Source organism: Mesorhizobium sp. M0910, from assembly GCF_040319465.1.
GTDB lineage: Bacteria > Pseudomonadota > Alphaproteobacteria > Rhizobiales > Rhizobiaceae > Mesorhizobium.
Map to the genome: position 1 here is coordinate 18544 of NZ_JAMYNZ010000014.1, position 16116 is coordinate 34659.

Annotated in this window: 27 protein-coding genes; 10 read left to right on the plus strand and 17 right to left on the minus strand. The window is 61.8% G+C overall.

The window, feature by feature from the left end:
• The first annotated feature begins 92 nt into the window (after positions 1 to 92).
• Positions 93 to 1124 (plus strand): LacI family DNA-binding transcriptional regulator, encoded by a 1032-nt coding sequence (locus NKH78_RS27110; RefSeq protein ID WP_352740626.1) that lies wholly within the window; start codon positions 93 to 95, stop codon positions 1122 to 1124.
• A 133-nt stretch (positions 1125 to 1257) separates the two neighbouring features.
• On the plus strand, positions 1258 to 1539 hold the full coding sequence (locus NKH78_RS27115; protein ID WP_352884790.1) for a hypothetical protein: 282 nt from the start codon (positions 1258 to 1260) through the stop codon (positions 1537 to 1539).
• On the opposite strand, the gene NKH78_RS27120 is transcribed toward NKH78_RS27115, so the two are convergent.
• The 3 genes from NKH78_RS27120 to NKH78_RS27130 all read right to left on the minus strand — a co-directional run bounded on the left by NKH78_RS27120 (position 1465) and on the right by NKH78_RS27130 (position 3571).
• The gene (locus tag NKH78_RS27120) at positions 1465 to 1887 is read right to left on the minus strand and encodes an aconitase X swivel domain-containing protein (protein WP_352778883.1); all 423 of its coding nucleotides are present in this window, start codon (positions 1885 to 1887) and stop codon (positions 1465 to 1467) included. The two genes, NKH78_RS27115 and NKH78_RS27120, sit on opposite strands and share 75 nt — an antisense overlap.
• Positions 1884 to 3131 carry an aconitase X gene (locus NKH78_RS27125; protein ID WP_352740632.1) on the minus strand — a complete coding sequence of 416 codons (1248 nt, stop codon included), beginning with the start codon at positions 3129 to 3131 and terminating at the stop codon, positions 1884 to 1886. Before NKH78_RS27125 ends, NKH78_RS27120 begins: the two co-directional genes overlap by 4 nt.
• Positions 3132 to 3316: 185 nt before the next feature.
• Entirely contained in the window at positions 3317 to 3571 is a 255-nt protein-coding gene (locus NKH78_RS27130; protein WP_254820505.1) for a hypothetical protein, read from the minus strand.
• A gap of 264 nt (positions 3572 to 3835) precedes the next feature.
• Between NKH78_RS27130 and NKH78_RS27135 the strand changes: the two genes are divergently transcribed.
• Positions 3836 to 4168, plus strand: coding sequence for a hypothetical protein (locus tag NKH78_RS27135; protein WP_352687451.1), 333 nt, complete (start codon positions 3836 to 3838; stop codon positions 4166 to 4168).
• Positions 4169 to 4312: 144 nt separating this feature from the next.
• Here NKH78_RS27135 and NKH78_RS27140 read toward each other — a convergent pair whose 3' ends face one another.
• From NKH78_RS27140 to NKH78_RS27160, 5 genes are all read right to left on the minus strand, one after another.
• A complete protein-coding gene (locus tag NKH78_RS27140; protein WP_352884792.1) occupies positions 4313 to 4867 on the minus strand; it encodes a hypothetical protein in 555 nt (184 codons plus the stop codon).
• A 173-nt stretch (positions 4868 to 5040) separates the two neighbouring features.
• Positions 5041 to 5274, minus strand: a complete 234-nt coding sequence (locus NKH78_RS27145) for a DUF2934 domain-containing protein (protein WP_352740636.1) — start codon at positions 5272 to 5274, stop codon at positions 5041 to 5043.
• 81 nt (positions 5275 to 5355) lie between these two features.
• The gene (locus NKH78_RS27150) at positions 5356 to 5568 is read right to left on the minus strand and encodes a hypothetical protein (RefSeq protein WP_254820502.1); all 213 of its coding nucleotides are present in this window, start codon (positions 5566 to 5568) and stop codon (positions 5356 to 5358) included.
• 124 nt (positions 5569 to 5692) lie between these two features.
• Positions 5693 to 5998 (minus strand): DUF1236 domain-containing protein, encoded by a 306-nt coding sequence (locus NKH78_RS27155; protein ID WP_352475486.1) that lies wholly within the window; start codon positions 5996 to 5998, stop codon positions 5693 to 5695.
• Between the two features lie 363 nt (positions 5999 to 6361).
• Positions 6362 to 6655, minus strand: coding sequence for a hypothetical protein (locus tag NKH78_RS27160; protein ID WP_352644917.1), 294 nt, complete (start codon positions 6653 to 6655; stop codon positions 6362 to 6364).
• A 168-nt stretch (positions 6656 to 6823) separates the two neighbouring features.
• Here NKH78_RS27160 and NKH78_RS27165 point away from each other — a divergent pair, with 168 nt between their 5' ends.
• Positions 6824 to 7099 (plus strand): hypothetical protein, encoded by a 276-nt coding sequence (locus tag NKH78_RS27165; protein WP_352884794.1) that lies wholly within the window; start codon positions 6824 to 6826, stop codon positions 7097 to 7099.
• Between the two features lie 59 nt (positions 7100 to 7158).
• Here the strand turns inward: NKH78_RS27165 and NKH78_RS27170 are convergent, their stop codons facing one another.
• The 6 genes from NKH78_RS27170 to NKH78_RS27195 form a co-directional block, all read right to left on the minus strand.
• Positions 7159 to 7458 carry a hypothetical protein gene (locus NKH78_RS27170; RefSeq protein WP_352740638.1) on the minus strand — a complete coding sequence of 100 codons (300 nt, stop codon included), beginning with the start codon at positions 7456 to 7458 and terminating at the stop codon, positions 7159 to 7161.
• Positions 7459 to 7629: 171 nt separating this feature from the next.
• On the minus strand, positions 7630 to 7953 hold the full coding sequence (locus NKH78_RS27175) for a hypothetical protein (protein ID WP_352505661.1): 324 nt from the start codon (positions 7951 to 7953) through the stop codon (positions 7630 to 7632).
• Positions 7953 to 8156: a hypothetical protein gene (locus NKH78_RS27180; RefSeq protein ID WP_254820497.1), complete on the minus strand. Its 204-nt coding sequence runs from the start codon at positions 8154 to 8156 to the stop codon at positions 7953 to 7955. Before NKH78_RS27180 ends, NKH78_RS27175 begins: the two co-directional genes overlap by 1 nt.
• Positions 8141 to 8410 carry a hypothetical protein gene (locus NKH78_RS27185; RefSeq protein WP_352505491.1) on the minus strand — a complete coding sequence of 90 codons (270 nt, stop codon included), beginning with the start codon at positions 8408 to 8410 and terminating at the stop codon, positions 8141 to 8143. The genes NKH78_RS27180 and NKH78_RS27185 overlap by 16 nt, the downstream gene beginning before the upstream one ends.
• The gene (locus NKH78_RS27190) at positions 8410 to 8622 is read right to left on the minus strand and encodes a hypothetical protein (RefSeq protein ID WP_352740641.1); all 213 of its coding nucleotides are present in this window, start codon (positions 8620 to 8622) and stop codon (positions 8410 to 8412) included. The genes NKH78_RS27185 and NKH78_RS27190 overlap by 1 nt, the downstream gene beginning before the upstream one ends.
• 1 nt (position 8623) lies before the next feature.
• Positions 8624 to 9427 (minus strand): N-acetylmuramidase family protein, encoded by an 804-nt coding sequence (locus NKH78_RS27195; protein WP_352740643.1) that lies wholly within the window; start codon positions 9425 to 9427, stop codon positions 8624 to 8626.
• A 151-nt stretch (positions 9428 to 9578) separates the two neighbouring features.
• Here NKH78_RS27195 and NKH78_RS27200 point away from each other — a divergent pair, with 151 nt between their 5' ends.
• The 6 genes from NKH78_RS27200 (at position 9579) to NKH78_RS27225 (ending at position 11823) form a co-directional block, all read left to right on the plus strand.
• Entirely contained in the window at positions 9579 to 9764 is a 186-nt protein-coding gene (locus NKH78_RS27200; protein ID WP_352740644.1) for a hypothetical protein, read from the plus strand.
• A gap of 173 nt (positions 9765 to 9937) precedes the next feature.
• On the plus strand, positions 9938 to 10087 hold the full coding sequence (locus NKH78_RS27205) for a hypothetical protein (protein ID WP_023721750.1): 150 nt from the start codon (positions 9938 to 9940) through the stop codon (positions 10085 to 10087).
• Positions 10088 to 10263: 176 nt separating this feature from the next.
• Complete coding sequence (locus NKH78_RS27210; RefSeq protein WP_254820491.1) at positions 10264 to 10431, plus strand: hypothetical protein; 168 nt, start codon at positions 10264 to 10266, stop codon at positions 10429 to 10431.
• 167 nt (positions 10432 to 10598) lie between these two features.
• Positions 10599 to 10772 carry a hypothetical protein gene (locus NKH78_RS27215; protein WP_352740647.1) on the plus strand — a complete coding sequence of 58 codons (174 nt, stop codon included), beginning with the start codon at positions 10599 to 10601 and terminating at the stop codon, positions 10770 to 10772.
• A 255-nt stretch (positions 10773 to 11027) separates the two neighbouring features.
• Entirely contained in the window at positions 11028 to 11270 is a 243-nt protein-coding gene (locus NKH78_RS27220) for a hypothetical protein (protein ID WP_352884797.1), read from the plus strand.
• Between the two features lies 1 nt (position 11271).
• Positions 11272 to 11823 (plus strand): acyltransferase, encoded by a 552-nt coding sequence (locus tag NKH78_RS27225; protein WP_352705213.1) that lies wholly within the window; start codon positions 11272 to 11274, stop codon positions 11821 to 11823.
• On the opposite strand, the gene NKH78_RS27230 is transcribed toward NKH78_RS27225, so the two are convergent.
• Genes NKH78_RS27230 through NKH78_RS27240 form a run of 3 tightly spaced genes read right to left on the minus strand, consistent with a single transcriptional unit; the run spans position 11812 to position 15984 of the window.
• Complete coding sequence (locus NKH78_RS27230) at positions 11812 to 12525, minus strand: class I SAM-dependent methyltransferase (RefSeq protein ID WP_352705215.1); 714 nt, start codon at positions 12523 to 12525, stop codon at positions 11812 to 11814. The genes NKH78_RS27225 and NKH78_RS27230 overlap by 12 nt on opposite strands.
• Positions 12526 to 12558: 33 nt before the next feature.
• Positions 12559 to 12777 carry a hypothetical protein gene (locus NKH78_RS27235; protein WP_352740649.1) on the minus strand — a complete coding sequence of 73 codons (219 nt, stop codon included), beginning with the start codon at positions 12775 to 12777 and terminating at the stop codon, positions 12559 to 12561.
• A gap of 3 nt (positions 12778 to 12780) precedes the next feature.
• Positions 12781 to 15984, minus strand: a complete 3204-nt coding sequence (locus NKH78_RS27240; RefSeq protein WP_352778877.1) for an SGNH/GDSL hydrolase family protein — start codon at positions 15982 to 15984, stop codon at positions 12781 to 12783.
• Positions 15985 to 16116: the final 132 nt, after the last annotated feature.

Consider the following 16116-nt stretch of genomic DNA (forward strand, 5'->3'; position numbering starts at 1 on the left):
CGAGCGGCGATGAGGCCGCTCTCCGACATCGGACCTATGAAATGCGTAATCTCGATGCGCCTTTGGCACATTTTGGAATGAGGTGATCGACAGTGCGGTCCACCCTGACAGACATAGCCCGGGAAGCTGGCGTTTCCGCCGCCACGGTCGACCGTGTGCTCAACAACCGCGCCGGGGTCAGGGCGCGCACTCGCGAGGTCGTGCTCGAAACGGCACAGCGGCTTGGCTATATCGCTGAAAATTCAAATAATCCGAGCTCGCTCAACGCGCTGCGCGGTGAGGTCATACGGCTCGATTTCGCCCTGCCCGCCGGCACCAATTCCTTCATCAAGATGCTGCACCGCCAGATCGAGGCGCAGGCGCAGTCGCGGCCTGACCTCGACGTCCGCGTCGCCACTATCGAAGGCTTCAATCCGGATCGGCTCGCCCGTCTGCTGCAGGAACTGCACGGGCAGACGCAAGGCGTCGGTGTGATCGCGCTCGACCATCCGACGGTGCGCGAGGCGATCCGCTCGCTTTCGGCCAGCGGCGTCAAGGTGGTCACCCTCGCTTCCGACATCCTGCATGTGCCGAGGGTTGCCTATATCGGCATCGACAACCGCGCCGCCGGCCGGCTCGCCGGCTACCTGCTCAACCGCTTCATGGGCGCAGGGTGTCCGGGCAAGGTCGCGCTGTTCGCCGGTTCGCTCTCCTACCGCGGCCACGAAGAGCGCGAGATGGGCTTCCGCCACATACTGACGGAAGAATCGCCCAATCTGCAGATCGTCGAGATGCGCGAAATGCTCGACGATCGGGAAAAAGCCTACTCTGAGGCCTCCGCCCTGCTGGACCGGCACCCGGACCTGGCCGCCATCTACAATGTCGGCGCTGGCAACACCGGCATCGCCCGCGCGCTGAAGGAACGTGGGCGCGCGCTGTCGACGGTCTTTCTCGGCCATGAGGTGACGGAAGGCACCAAGGAGCTTCTGCTCGACGGCACGCTCGACGCGGTCATCGACCAGAACCCGCGCGTCGAGGCCCGCGAGGCGCTCAACACCTTGACCCACGCGGTCAGGGGATTGCCTTACGAACTGCACCAGCCGAGGCTGCAAGTGATCTTCAGGGAGAGCATCCCGGAGATCTGAACCCAGGTGAATGGCTGGGTTTTGTGAATCTTGCCGGCGCGCTCATCGACGCCAAGATCGTCAGCGTCGTCTATTCCGGCCAGCCGCTGAACAACACGCCGCTCGACCGCTCGCGGCGACCGTCGGCTTCAGGATGTTGGAAGACCAGCTCACCGTTGGCGCGCAATATCCCAGCGTTGGCAAGATCACGCGCACCAACCGCAGCAAACCGGACGAACCGGCGCTCGTCGATGACGGCTTCGATCTGGTCAACGTCTTTGCCAACTGGCGCATCAACGGCCACGCCAAACTCGATTTCAGCGTCGACCTGGCGGCGGGGCGCGGCGGAACCGATGGCCGGCTAGAGCTTGCTCACCATCGCTTGCGCATCTTCGCCCAGACCGATGGCGATCCGGTCGCCGGAGGCAATGCCTGATATGTCGCAGACGACCAGCGGCATGCTGATTTCGTAGAGGAATTCGGCAACGATGGCGCCGACGGCAAGGATCGGGTCCGGCCGCTCCAGGATAATACCGGCCGGCGCCGTTCCTCTGCGGATCGCTTCGGCCAGAACCGAAGACGAGGACGACGACCCCCGCCCGCTCGGCATCACCAGGATCCTGCCGGCGATATTGCCGCCCAGGTCCGGATGCGAATGGTCGATGATGTCGCCCGTTTCGACGTCGATCCCGCCCCAGAAGCTGAGCGCCTGCGAAAGCACCAGCGCCGGGCCTTGTGCGGAGCCGGCAAGGTGGAATGTACCGGTTCTGGCCGGCGCCTTCATGGCGCGCCTCGCACGACGCGGCCGGCCGCGGCCGAGCGGACGCAGTCTTCCATGTCGCCGAAGGCCACCGAGACACCGATGTTGCCAGGTGCGTAATGCGCCCATTTGCCCGAATTGGTCATCACCACGCCGTCGAGACGCTCGAGGATCGACGTGACATAGGTGCAGGTGTCGGTGACCGGGACAAGGCCGAAGACTTCCATGCCGGCCAGTGCGCCTTCGTCCTGCAGTCGTGTCAGCGTGGCACGCCCTGTGTTGACATAGATCGGGACGCCCCTGCCCGGCGCAACTTCGCGCAGCAGCGGCAACAGGCGCATCCACTCTTCATGGGAGAAATGCGGCGTGCCTAACGACACGGCTGCAAGCTGCACGCCGTCGGGGACGCTCGACAGCCTGGCCAGCGCATGGCGGATATCAGCGCGAGAGATCCGGATTTTTTCCTCTGGCACCAGGCCGTGCAACGCCTCATCCAGCGTCGTCGCCTCCGGCGTAATGCCGACCGCATGAAACAGCGCCACAGCGCCCGTCGTTGCCGCCGCCGCCCCCAGCGCCTTCAGTTGGTCCTCGTCGCGCGGCTGCGGCAGGCCTGATATGACAGGAATGCGGTCGCCGCTCTTTTGCCCGACAAGTAGTCCGACACCCACGAACAGGGCGTCGCTGGGCTCGAGACCGCCAGTCAGCTCGAACAGGATCTGGCCTCGTCGATTTTCACTCAGATGCAGCCCCCAGGCCGGCGCGCGTCCGGTCATTGCGCAGCATAAATCGATGAAATCGCCATAGCGGTTGGTTCGCGCCCCGATCACCGAATTGGCAAAGACGATGGCATTGGACTCACCCCAGGCGATCTGCTCGCCGAACCTTGGCCGGAACCGAGTCTGATAGGGTGCGCAGGTGAAGGTCGCCTGGCAGCCGAGGTCCAGATGCGCCATCATCAGGCGTCGCGCCGGCGCTTCTTGCGACATCGGCATCTTCACCAATCTGGGATGGATGAGGTCGAACGAACCGACATTCAGCGTCGTCGGCACCCGAACGCGGCCGACGCCCTCGATCAGCCTTTCGACGAGATCGAGGCTGGCCTGGCCGTGATAGAGGCAGCCGTCGATATGGGCACCGGCAATATCCAACAACTTGCGCGCGCCGACCGCCTTCGCGAAGGCGACCAGGATCTTCATGGCGGCAGCCGCTGCCGAGCCTTGCTCGCCATGCAGCATCGACTGGTCACCGGCCGTCAATTCCAGCATCATCGGCAAATTCCCGAGCCCGCACTATGCCGATCAAGCACTCCCTGATTGCGGAGCGTCTGGCAAGACAGAGCTTCGGATCTCTTCTACTTCGCGGCGATCAGCAGACCAGACGTTCACAGCTCCTCGCAAAGCGAGAGAGACGCGAAGCACGGTCGGAGAGCGGGCGATCCACGGCGGAAACGGCGCTATTCCTTCTGGGACGGTCCGTCGGCCGTGCTGCGGTCGCCATCTGCAGAATGCGGCAGGATGCCGAAGTCGCGCGACTTGGTCCCATGCGCCGCCGTCAGGAAACCATCGGCTGTGAGACCTCGCCTCAAAAGCTCACGTACCGCGGCCGACCGGCTCGGCATGTGCTTTTCGAAGCGCCAGTTCTCCAATGCCGCCAGTTCATCGACAGTCAGCATGATCTGCAGTCGTTCCGGGCGTTCCAGTTCGGACATCTCGGCCTCCAGTCATACCAGCCTAGTTAGTATGTCCCTGATTTTGTGTAGAATTAGCTACATGAGCAGAGTACGTCAAGGCCTTCAGATGTGTGACTCATGCAGAAGTCTGATGAAGCGGATCAAGCATCAAATGGACAATCCACAAAATACGCTAACTATTTGACACGAAACGATTTTTCAATGGTCTTCGCTTGCCAATCACGAGCCCTGGGCGCATGGTAGAACACGAGGGACAAACCGCTCCTGAAAGGAAGGTTTTCCATGCGCTACGGATTTTCGGTTCGCCTGCACGAAGACGTCGGTTCCCGAGTTCGAGCTACATTGCGGTCCGGGATTGCCATCAATCTGACTGCTGTCGCCGAAGCCGTGCGACTGCAAAACCTCGCCGAGAATATTGCGCGCGAAGACATCGAATGGCTCGTCATGCAGGCAGCCCAGCTCCAAGGCGCAGCTATCGAGTTCGACGGCTTCGCGGAAGCCGATCTGGCGGAGTTTGCGTGCACTCAGCTGATGCAAAGCAGCCCCGCATTGGGCTGGGACGCCCTGGAAGGCGGGGGGGCCGTTTCGCCGGATCTTGGCCGTCAAACGCATTGAAGCGCGTGCTCCTGTGAGCCCAGCCATGCTGCCGCCACGTGCTCGGCAAAAAAGCCCGCCGCAATGGCGGGCTTTGGACTGCTGGAGGTCTGGTGGACGAAGGCCTCTCGGCCCGGTCCGACATTTCATTCCGATGTATTCGCCTTAGCGGCGCGCGATAAGCAGGCACAATTGGCGCAGATCGCTATCGTAAGTGCCTTCGCTACTCAGCACGTCGACGCAGCGCTTCTTCATCCTGGCCAACTTGTCGCTCGACATGTCTGCGACGACCTGGGGTAAGCTGGGATTGCTGGGATTGGACGGGCTGCCCGGGTTGGACAGATTGCTCGGATTGGTACCACCGATCCCGACACCGGCGCCGACATTGATGCCGCTGCCGACCCTGACCCCCGCGCCAGCCCCAACGCCGCTGCCGATACCTACCCCCGCGTCGGCGGCAATGCCGCTCGAACCGCCAACCGTTGCGCCGGCACCAGCGTTGATGCCGCTTCTGCCCCCAACCGACGCGCCGGCGCCTGCGGCGATGTCCCTGGAACCGCCAACCGTAGCACCGGCACCGGTGTTAATGCCGCTGCCGCCGCGACCGCCAACCGTCGCGCCGAGGCCGGCATTGATGCCGCCGTTGCCGCCGATGGATGTTCCAACACCAACGGCAATTCCGTTCGCGGCATTCACGGGCATCGAGAGCATGAAAAGCATCAAACCGACCCCTCGGCAATAGAACAATGGGCCGAGAATATCCGCGCTGCGCGGGTTGCTTCACCGTGCTGCGTCATTTTTGACCGATCTGGACTGTCTCTGCTGCCGACCGCGGACGAAAGTACAAAGCGCCGAACCGCGAGATCCAGCGATGGAATCAAATCCGCTCGAGTTCACGCTTTGCGTGGTCGCGCCTTGGATTTGGTTTCCTCCTTGGCGGCGGGCGCCGTCTTAGGCTGACGTGGTGATGGCTTCGGCCGGCTGGCGGTCTTCTCTTTCGTGGCGATTTCTGCGTCGATTTCGGCGGTAGCCTGATCCCAATGTTGCTGATGCGCCCCGTCGGGCCTGCCTGCCCGTTCCCAGATCGCGTGTGCACGCTGGCGAATCCGTTCCTGTCTGTCCCTCACCGTTGCCTCCGTCGGTTTATGCGTAAGCAACTTTGTTCTAGCTGAAATTTCGACCGGCGTCTTGATCCCCAGGCAACACCGTCATTGAACCTCTCTGTCACACAGGACGGCGACGCCGAGGAGCGCCGCCTTCTTGATGATCAGCCCTTCAAGGTCGGCGTCCGAGCGCTCGGTTCCGGTGCGTTCGCGCAACAGTGCAATCGCCGCCTTCATCGACAGCAGCCCATCGCCTCGTTCAGCAAGCAGTTTGTCGACGGCGGCGGCCACGTTGGCCCGCTCGACATGCGGCAGCATGGGAATGGCTCCTTTCCTTGTTTCGCGACGACAGCGGCTCCATCCCGATCGCTCGGGATGGAGCTCTTATTCGATAATTTAGACCGTGACCTTTCCAAATCCGGTTCGCGGTTTGGAACGCCGATCACTCGATGACGTGCACGATCTTGCGGGTGCCTGGATCGACGAGCACGGTGCGATTGCCGACGACGACGTATCTGTACTTCACGTCGGGAACATCGATCGGTTGCAGCTCGACCGTATCTGGCACCGTGGAACCGATATTGAGCTCCACGCCCAGAAGATTGATCGACGCCAACGGGTGCTTATGGACGTATTCGCGGATGACCGTCTGCTGTTCGGGCGTGACAATCACCTGGTCCGCGGTGGCCACGCCGACGCCGGCGAGCAACACCAATCCCGCCGCAGCAGGAACAAGGTGGATTTTCATCGTCTACTCCTGTTGTTACGGGCCTCGCCCTTACAGTTGCGACGCGGCTTCCGGTCGAAGCGGCGAACCCTCTAGGCAAACGCCCACGCCACCTTGTTGTTCCGTAAGTGGCGGCTAATCGAATGGCGGTGAAGTGCCCGCGCGGTGCGGCGAATGAACTGCAAATGAGCTACGGTGGCCCGCGTCGCAAGACGCGGGCCGATCGGTTTCCCGATCAGCAGCGACACCGGAGGGGGATGATATCGGCTGCGTCTGAAACAACGTTTAGGACAAGCTAATGTTCCTGAGAGAGGGCAACAAACCTGCCGGTACAGCGCGACGTTACCGCCCATGGGCAAGCCCCTGTGGCCGCAAATGAAGCGGCTACTGCTTTGGCGGTTGTGGCGGCACCTCGCCGGGCTTGAGCACCGGGGTCTTGCCCTCGTCCGGCGGTGGCGCCGCCATGCCCTGATCGCCCGTTGGCGGCGGCTTCAGGACCCCACCGCATGGCTCGAGCGTGTCGGACAAATTGTTGCCGGCCGGCTTCTGCTGCTGGTTCTTCTGATCCTGCGGCTCGACCTTGCAGCGGTCGGATTGCGCCTGTTCGCCCGGCTGCGCGGCCGCCGGCGCCGCCAGCAGCGCACCTAGCATATACGGCAAGAAAATGAGCGGTCTCATGTCGAGCTCCTTTCGCGCCAGTATCTTCTGAATGTGAAGGCGGGCAGGCGCGATTGGTTCCGTCGTGCGGCAATGCGCCCAGACCGCAGCGGCCCGGAACCGGCTGCCAGACTTATGAGTTCAACCACTGAGCCAGTTCAGGGCTGCCGACATTATGGAGAACCAGCGATGGAACCGCGCAGGAAAGAACGAACCGACGACGAGACAGAGAGCCCGACCATCCAGCAACAGGACTGGGATGCCATCCGGAGTGGGAGAATCCTCCCAGACGGCGTGCCGCAAAACGGCGACATCCGTTACGACGTCGAGAAAGACGGCGAACTGCCGGAGGAGGACGACGACAACGCCTACCAGGACAGCGACGAGGCCTTGCCGGACGATAATGAGGAACGCGTTATTTCACGCGATCTCGCACGCGAAGGTGGTCCTTTCGACGAGGAATGAGCGACTGCCTTTCGCACTGCGCTCGCTATCCGGGTAGACGGTCGGATGAGCCTCTGCTTTCAATTCGGGAGGTCGAAGACCGGCTCCTGGCAGCGATAGACCAGACATTGACCATCACGCGTCTTGATATACGCGGAGCGCGGCACTTGCGGCCAGTCGCATTCATTGCCGAATTGGCGGACGTAACGGTCGTAGGTGTTCTGGCCGGTGGTCAGCACCACCGAGCGATGCCTCTGGATCAGAAGCTGCGTCTGTTCGCATGTCATCGCGCGGCTGTCCGGCCGGGCGTCGGCCGTCGCGGCAGACAGAAGCGCCCCGGCTGTAAGGACTGCCGCTTGTGTCAGGACTCTGCCAAGCATGAGACCATCTCCCGTGAAGCCTAACGCGCATCTTGGTTTCGCAAGCGCCGGATCGAGCCGCCCTCGCAAAGAAAAGATCGTACAGATTGCCAGGAAAAATGCAAAAGCCCGCCGCACCTTTCGGCGCGGCGGGCTTCAACTGAACGTCACTCTTAGTCAGGCTTGGGCGGCTTACTCCTCCTTCACCGGCCCGAACCGGCGCACGATCATTTCGAAGACGATATCCGAGATCCACATCGCCGATACGCCAATCAGAAAGGCCGCGGCCAGCGTCGTGGTGTCGTCGTCCGGCGAAGGAAAGGGCAGGCCGGCGGCGCGGAAATAATGCACGACCGGCAGCGTCAGATAGGCCGCCGCCAGCGCGCCGCAGATCGGCGAGGCCACCATTTCGCGGACCTTGTAGCGGTGACGTGACAAGGCCCGCAAAATGCCGCCGGACAGGCCGGCGACCAATACCGGCGCCTTGATGCCCAGAACGTCGAGCAGCTCATGCATCATGGCGTCCACCCGCACCATCTGGCGCCCTGCCCGTTGAAGGCGTTCATCTCGTCGAGCTCGGGCCGGGTCATGGCGGCGACGACCGGGGCGGATGGCCGGCGTGGCTGACTTTGGTCGCACCAGACTTGCCGCGGATTGCCGGCCGGCGCGGTTGTCGTGCAGCCGGCCAGCACCAGGCAGAGGATCAGCGCCTTGCCCATTTCTCAGCCTCCGCTCTTGCTGCCGCATCGATCATGCCGGCGGCCTTCCGCCCTTCGGCGGAAGCCTCGCGGTTCATTTCGAGGCGGTCCTCGGCGGCCGCGATTTTTGCCTCGACCTGTTTGACCGCCTCCTTCTTCGCCCGGTTGAAGCCGCCTGCAATGTAAAGGCCGATGCCGCCGGCCACAGCAGCGAATACCGTCATGACGACCTTGTTGCCGATGATGGTGCTGAGAATGGCGAGGAGCGCGGTCATCACAAATCCTCGGCGCGGCGGCGGCGCAGGAACTCGGTCAAGACGCCGTTGATCACAAGAAACCAGGGGAACCATTCCCCTGGGATGACCGGCGAAAGAACCTGCGGGTCGACATAGGTGACGATGCTCGCGATGATGCCGATAGCCGCCTGAAGCCGCGCCCAGACAATTGTTTCGCTGTCGCGGAAGAAGCTCTTGATCCGGGTCCACATGTCATTTCCTTCCGAATAGTTTGAGGATTGCTGATAATTTGAGGATGGTGGCGATCAGCGCTGCCCAGAAGCCGGGCTTGGCGGCAGGCACAGGAGGCCCAGGAGGCGCGTGCGTGGCGGCCGCTTGTGGAACGGGAATTGGGCTGGCTGGCTCTGGCGGAGTTGCAGGGACGACCGCCGACGACAGCGGGCCGGCAGACGGCCAAGGCGTGTCCTTGATGCGCGACCATTTGCGATAGGCCTCTGCGAGCCTGGTATCGTAGGCGTTCTTGCGATAGCCGGCGCCGTTGTAGCCCTTGGCGAAGCCTGCCCAGTCATGGTTGCGCAGATTGTCGTCGAGCTTGTTCGTCTTGATGAAGTTGATCGCGGCCTCAAGCTGGGCTTCCTCGTCGGCCATCATGGCTTCCACCATGGCCTGCACTGTCGCGAACCCGGCGGCGGCGTGGTTTTCGCCGAGAACCTGGCCAAGACCCCATGACGCGGATTTGAGCGCCGCGGTTTCGTCGATCGCACAAGCTGCCTTGAGCCGTGGGTAGCCATCCCTGGGATAGGGCTTCTCGCCCCACTTCGAATAGGCGAGGCCAGCGGCTACCGCTCTTGCCCGCTTGGCACCCGACAGGTTGCGATAGAAGACGTGCGGCTCGAACAGGATGACCGGCCGGCCAAGGGCGTCGAAGCCGTGCCCGCTCGTTTCAACATCGAGGAACGCGTGCATCTCGTCCTCGCCGACGCCGATCCGGGCGCCGAGTTTCGGCAAGTCCATATCATCGAGGCGCCTGGCGGCGCCCTTGAACAAACGGTCCATAGGTTTCCTTTCCGCCCTCGCGGGCAGAGTTTTGAGCTTGAAACGGCACGTGCGTGGCGGCAGAGCAGAATTGGGCGGCAGCGCGCGCCGATGTGGCAAGCAAGGTTGATGTTTTCGACCCGCCATGTGAAATGGCCGCGGGATGGTGCACATGTCTGATGACGAACAAACCGCTGCGGCGCGCTGGACGGTGAAGTCCGAACTCCGCGCCGTCGGTCGCGACAAGCCGCTGCTGCTGGTGCTGGCGGCGATCCTCTGCCTCTATTGTGCGTTTATCGCCGGACCGATCGTCTACGCGGTGCTGGCCATCAACGGCATTGCGAATTTCTTCAAATGAAGCCGGTTCCGGCGATCTCGCTCCGGTCCCGGTTCCTGCGTCCACCGCGCCCGAAATTGCTCGACCTGGATGAAATTGCTTAGCCGGGATGAAACCGTTCCCGTCTATCGTTCGTACCTGTAGCGGGTACGGGAGGACACGTGACGATAAGAATCAGGCTTCCAGGCGGGACTTTGAAGATCAAGAAAAGGGACGAGCTGCGGCGGCGCGAGCAGAAGCGCGAGGTGCCGGTTTGGCAGGTCGGCAATTATTTCGTCATCTGGTGGCCGAGCGGCATGTCCGATCGCCCATCGTCGCCCAACAAGTCCTCGCCCAGGAAATAGCCCGGGCACCCGACGATCCCGACCCGGCACTGATGCCTCGGTGCCGGATCAGGAACCGCCGTGCGCGCCAAACTTCCGAGACCGCTCGACAAATCCCAGAAAAAGTCAGCGGACAGGCGTTGACTCTTCCGCCACGGAAGGTTTTGATGCTGCATTGCACAATCAGGCGGGGGCCGATGGCAGTACGTATCAGAATGCCCGGCGGCACGCTGAAGGTGAAAGTGTACCGCGAATTGCGCGATCGCGAGCGCGCCCGCCGCATACCTGTCGTCAAGATCGGCCGGGTTTATTTCACCTGGTGGTCGAACCGCCAGCGACTCATTGACGACCAGTCGCCACGGTGAACGTCCCAATTCTTCCGACCTGGCATGCGCCTGGGAAGCCCGCTCAGCCTCCGCAGGCGAGCTCGCAAGATAAGTTGATGAGGCTGCTGTTGACTCTTCCGTGACGGAAGGTCTCTACTTACCGCATTGCACGAAAATTGCTGCGTTGCACAACGGGAGTTGGACCGATGGCAGTGCGTATCAGGTTGCCTGGCGGCACTCTGAAGATGAAGACCTATCGTGAGTTGCGAGCCCGGGAACGCGACCGCCGCGTGCCTGTGATGAAGATGGGTTCGCTTTATTTTGTCTGGTGGTCGAAACGCCAGGAACCTCACCAGAAGCCGCAGGACAGCAGACGGTAGCGGCTCCGCCGGCGACGGGTCCGCGTCAGCGATGAACCCTGAGAATTCCGAAATACAACTCCAGCTATAGGATTTCTGGTCGGCCGGGTGTGCCATTGTTGGTGCGCACAGCATCCAGAGCGGCCCTCGCAGAGCAATTCTTCCGACGTCTTTTCGGCGATTTTCAAACGGCGTCCAGACTGGCGGGCGCGGGTGTTTGCAACTTGCAAACCGTCGCCGCTTGTCGCAATAGCTAGGTCGTAAAGAGACGCATGGATGATGGAGGCTGACCTGTCTATTGCGAACAGCCAATTTCGGTTGTCGGCTCAGTTCGCCGACGAGCCACCAATCCGACGTGCAATTATTGATTCGGACCTCGAAGATATTGATTCGGACCTCGAAGACGCGGCGCGGACATTCTTCGAAGGGGTATCTGAACACCAACATTGGAAGCATTTCTTCGAGCGATCGCAGCTTTTCGCAGAGAGGGTGCGAAAGTCGCGCTTCGGCCGCAACTGATATGCCATTCGTTCCACCATTCCTCTACCGCCTAGCCGGCATCAACTCCGGCCCCGAAACGAAGCTAAGTTTGCGGAGCGTCCGCAGTTTGCGGCGAGGCAAGCATGCGATCGGCGAAGAATGCATCATCAACGGCGTCTTTTCCTTCGATCGCGCCGATGCAAAGATCACCGTTGGAAAAAGATCCTATATCGGCAAGAGCCACCTCGTGGCGGCTGAGAAGATCGAAATCGGAGATGACGTGATCATTAGTTGGGGTACCACAGTCGTCGATCACAACTCACACGCGACGGGTTGGCAAGACCGCAAGGAAGATGTCGCCGACTGGCATCAGGGAAAAAAGGACTGGTCAAAGATCACCATTGCGCCAGTGAAGATTGAAGACAGCGTCTTTATCGGCTTCAACGTCATTATTCTCAAGGGCGTAACGATCGGCAAGGGATCGGTCGTTGGTGCGGGGTCTGTCGTCACGAAAGACGTGCCGCCCTTTAGTATGGTCGGCGGTAATCCTGCAAAGCAAATCGGCGGCGCTGCTGCTAGATCATTGACTTGAGCACAGAGCTCCGGCCATGTAGGCCATGCTGCGCATCGCCGTCTTGGGTGCAAACCTTAGAAATTCGGTCCGCAGTCTGTGTTTTACCCATCCTTTTTTTTCGCCAGCCAAATGCTGTTCATAGGCGAGGTCGTGCGCAAAAACCTTTAGCCGTTCTACCTTTAGCCCGGACGTTTTGAGAAGGTTTTCAAACGTTTGGGTCGTGTAAAAGTTGATATGCCCATACGGCCCTGACATTCGAATGGCCTTGCTGAGATCTCGCGTATGCTCCAAAGGCACTTCAATATAGAGCTTCTTGCAGACCCGAGCTGCCTCCCTCAGAAACATCCGTTCGTGCTCGACGTGTTCGACGACGTGAATGGCAAGCCCGAGATCGAACGACTTGTCGGGATGAGGGATGTGATAGCCGTCGAATACGTCGATGCTGTCCAGTTTGGCGATTTTTCTTGCCTTGATGGCCTCGACGCCGCTCTTCGAAATCTCGACGGCGCCAAGCTTCTTACCGAGCCCCTTCCTGTTCAGCTTATCCAGCACCGCACCTTCGCCCGCCCCGATGTCAAGAATCCTGTCGAAGAATTGGCCTTGAATGACCGCTTCGATGTGCCCGACCGACTGGTTTGAAGCTATGTCCCGTTTTGCGGCTACTTTTCCATCGGCGTAATAGTCGTCATAGATGTCGATGATGCTGCCGGCATGCGCCATGAGACAATCCTCCAAGGATAGCCCCCGCCGACCTCATCCTGCCGTTGCCTGCGAATGGCGTCCAGCGTCGACTACGCCGCCTACCCAGACCTCAACGAGACCCTCAATGTCGCCGTCAGGAACCGGGATTTCGCGGCTGTGTGCCGGATCCTTCGGCTTTGCGACCATGATCATTGCGCCCACCACCAGCCATTCCTCGCCCTCCTCGAGCTCGGTGATGATTTCGCCCTTATGCTGAATAGCGAATGCCATTGCTTATCCCCTTTCCGCGACTTGTTCGATGAAGCGCAGCGCATTGCCGTCATGGCCGGCATCGTTGAAATGCAAGCCCTCTTGATAGTTTCCCGAATTGATGTAGTCGAAGCCGTCGATCGGGATGGTCAGCACATTGCGCGATCGATAGGTTTGACGGATTGCGCCAAGGGCGGCATCATAGCTCCGACCGCCCGTGTAGCTTGCATCCCATGCGGCTGACGGCCGCGTCGGCGGCATCACAAGGATACGCGGTGCAGCGGCCGCTTCCAGCGTGTTGATGATTGTTGCGATGTTTGCCGATATCGTGGCCGGCGGCGTGCCAAAGCTGTCATTGATGCCGAGCGCCAGGATGGGCACGATCTTGCCGCCGGCGTAGCCGCATTGAGCGGCGGCCGATGTAAGACGCGCGGTGTTGAATGACGAGAAGGCATAGCTGCCGTGTGCCGCGCGCAAGGTGCGCAGGCGCGGACGCGAGCCGGCCGCCTTGACGCCAAGCCTGATGAGCCCGGTAATCTCGACAGGACCGCCGACAGCCGTAAGAGTGTAATTGCCGCTTGCCGCCTGCCCGGTGAGCGACGGCCCCGAATACCTATCAAGCGCCAGGGCGCCGGCGCAGTTGACGGTTTTGTACGCCGCGCCGCCGTTGAAGACAAAGGCAAGCGATCCCTGAGCGGCGTCCTGAGTGTAGTGGACGTCGACCTGTTCATAGGTGCCGGTAAACGCCAAGGAAGCGCCGGCGGCGAGGATGATGCTCTCGCCGATCGGCCCGCGCGACCCTGTCGACACGCTCCCGGCGACGGTAACGCCATAGAAAGTCGGAAGGTAGGTAGAGCTTGGCCGCAAAGCAGTCATGCCCGGTTCATCGTCGGCAATGCCGATATTGGCAAAACGCGTAACCAGGTTGAACCAGTGTTTCGGCCCGTCGCTGGCAAGCGCCCAATGGCCGATGCTATCGGCGATCAGGCAGAGCACATCGTTGTTGGCGATGTGTTCGGCCATCGTCGCGCGAAAGCCGTCATAGAGATTTTGCAGCGACGGCCGGCGCGGAATGAAGAAGCGCTTACTGTTGACGGCCGGCTTGCCAGGTCCCCAAAAACCGTCGCCAGATGCGGGAATGGCCGTCAAGGCGAAATTTCCAGGCGGCACATAGGGATTGGGATGAGCGCTCGCCGCGGACGCAAACAGCGCGGTCGCATCGACGACGCCGTTAGGATCGGCGCCAGCCAGCAGGTTCATGCCGGTATTGCTAGCGCCGCCGGTCAAGGCCCGGTCGGCATCGGCGAGCAGACCGGTCTTGATCGTAAAGCGGACCTCGTACCGATGCTGGGCGGACGATGCTACGGTCGCGCCATTCGACAGCGCGCCTGATTTGATCCATGCCGGGATGCCTTGCGGGTTGACGTTGTTTTGAAATTTGTAGGCGCCACCGCTGATCGCCGGATATTTGCCGGCTGGGATTGGGATACCCAGCGGGATATGAACGACCCCGTTGACCAGCGTCACCGCATATGTGCTTAGGATGTTGACCACCAACCCGCCGAGATAGTCCACTACATGAATGAGCGCAGCGCCGGCGCCAGCGCCAGCGCCAACGTCCACCGCTGTAATATGGCCGTCGGCCGGCGCTGGCGTCTGCATGATGACGCTGTAGCTGCCCGGAACGTCCGACCCCGTGTTGACCAGCGTCGGCCAGCCGATTTCCTGGCTAACGCCGACAGCGGAAACGAGACCGTTTGCCGTGGTATAGGCAGCACGCGCCTTGACGGCGACTTCGCCGGTGAAGGTCGCCTTCCACTGCGGACCATTTACAGCGCCTATAGTCTTGGCAGTGTGCGAGGCCGGAACCGCCGCCGTGAACCACTCGACTTCGCCGTTCGGAATTGCCCCGGCAGTGTAGTACCAGCTACCAGCGCCAGTGCGCTGGACGCCCATGACGCTGCCGGCAGGCTTCAGGATCGAAAGCCCTGAAACAACAGACGACGGGCCGGCTGGAACGGACATTGTCTGCTCGGAAACCAGGCTAAGCGTCCCGTCGCCCTCGACGTGGGCAATAAGGATGTGGGCTGTTCCCGGCACGATGCCAAATCCAAGCTCCAAGGTCGACAGATATTCATCGACCGTCGACAGCGATCCAGGCCAGAAATAGACGCTGTCGTTCGTAATCACCGTGCCGCCGACGGAACCCGTGATCGGAACGGGTCCGACGATCCTTGAGCTGATCAGGCCAATTTCCGCCGTTGCCGCCCGGACGCCCGTATCAACTGCTACCGGTCCGGCCCCAACATTGAACAACCCCAAAGAACCTGTCGAAACTTCGGTCCAGAAATACTCACCGACATCGACATTCCTGCCCAGCACCGCCGCGGCGGCGGCGCCGGCCAGTCCTGCCGACGCCGCAAAGCTGAACGTCGGCGCCACTGTGTAGGAGCCCGGCGCCGTGATCAGTATCTGCGTCAGCACCCCGCCCGCCACCACGAAGCGGCCGGCAGCGCCCGACCCGGTGCCGCCGGTAAACGCCAGGTCGAACATGCCGTTGGCGCCGCCCGAGCCTGGCGTGATCGCTCCGTTGCCGGCAACGCCGAAGCCGATTGCGGCGGCAGTCGTCGGGAAAATGCCCTTGCCGTAAAGCGATGCGTCGCGTGCGGCCTGAGCGCTGATGACGGCCGCCGCGGCCGCGACGGAATCGGAATTGGTCGCAGCCCGGTCGGCAGTGGTTTGGCCGGCATTCGCGGCGGAAGCGGCGGCGCTGGCGGATGCCTGGCCGGCGCTGGCTTCGGCAGCATCCTTCAGCGCCTGGGTTTCATCGCGCAGCGCTTCGACCTCATCGACCATGTCCGCGATGTCGGGCGGAACGGATGCGGCGACGGTGATGGCATCGGCGCCGACGGCCGGCTCGTCGGCCGTGAACTCGAACACGCGGCCGGCATTGACCGATCCGATCTGGGTATGGACGGTGGTGCCCTTCTGCAGGGTGCGCGTAGTGCGGGCATCGGCGGCGCGGAACCATTCGCCTGCGCTCGCGGTGTAGATGCCGTTTTGCGTCGGGTCGGCCTGGTCCTTGACCAGCACGCGGTCGCCGACCTCGGCCGGCACGCCGTCGATCGCCTGCAGGCCATGCAGGAGGATGTCGGCCGTGGTCGCGAGGCGCACGGGTTCGCGTTCGCCGGTCAGGAGACGAACGGCGGCAGTTGCAGGTCGGGACATGAGGGCTTGCTCCATAAAAAAAGCCCCGCACAAGCGAGGCTGGAAGGGGTTCAGTGCTGTCGGTGGGAAACTTAGGCTACGCGGCCGGACACCGCCCTATCCGGCGCAGCCGGCGATTTTCCGGACAGAGAG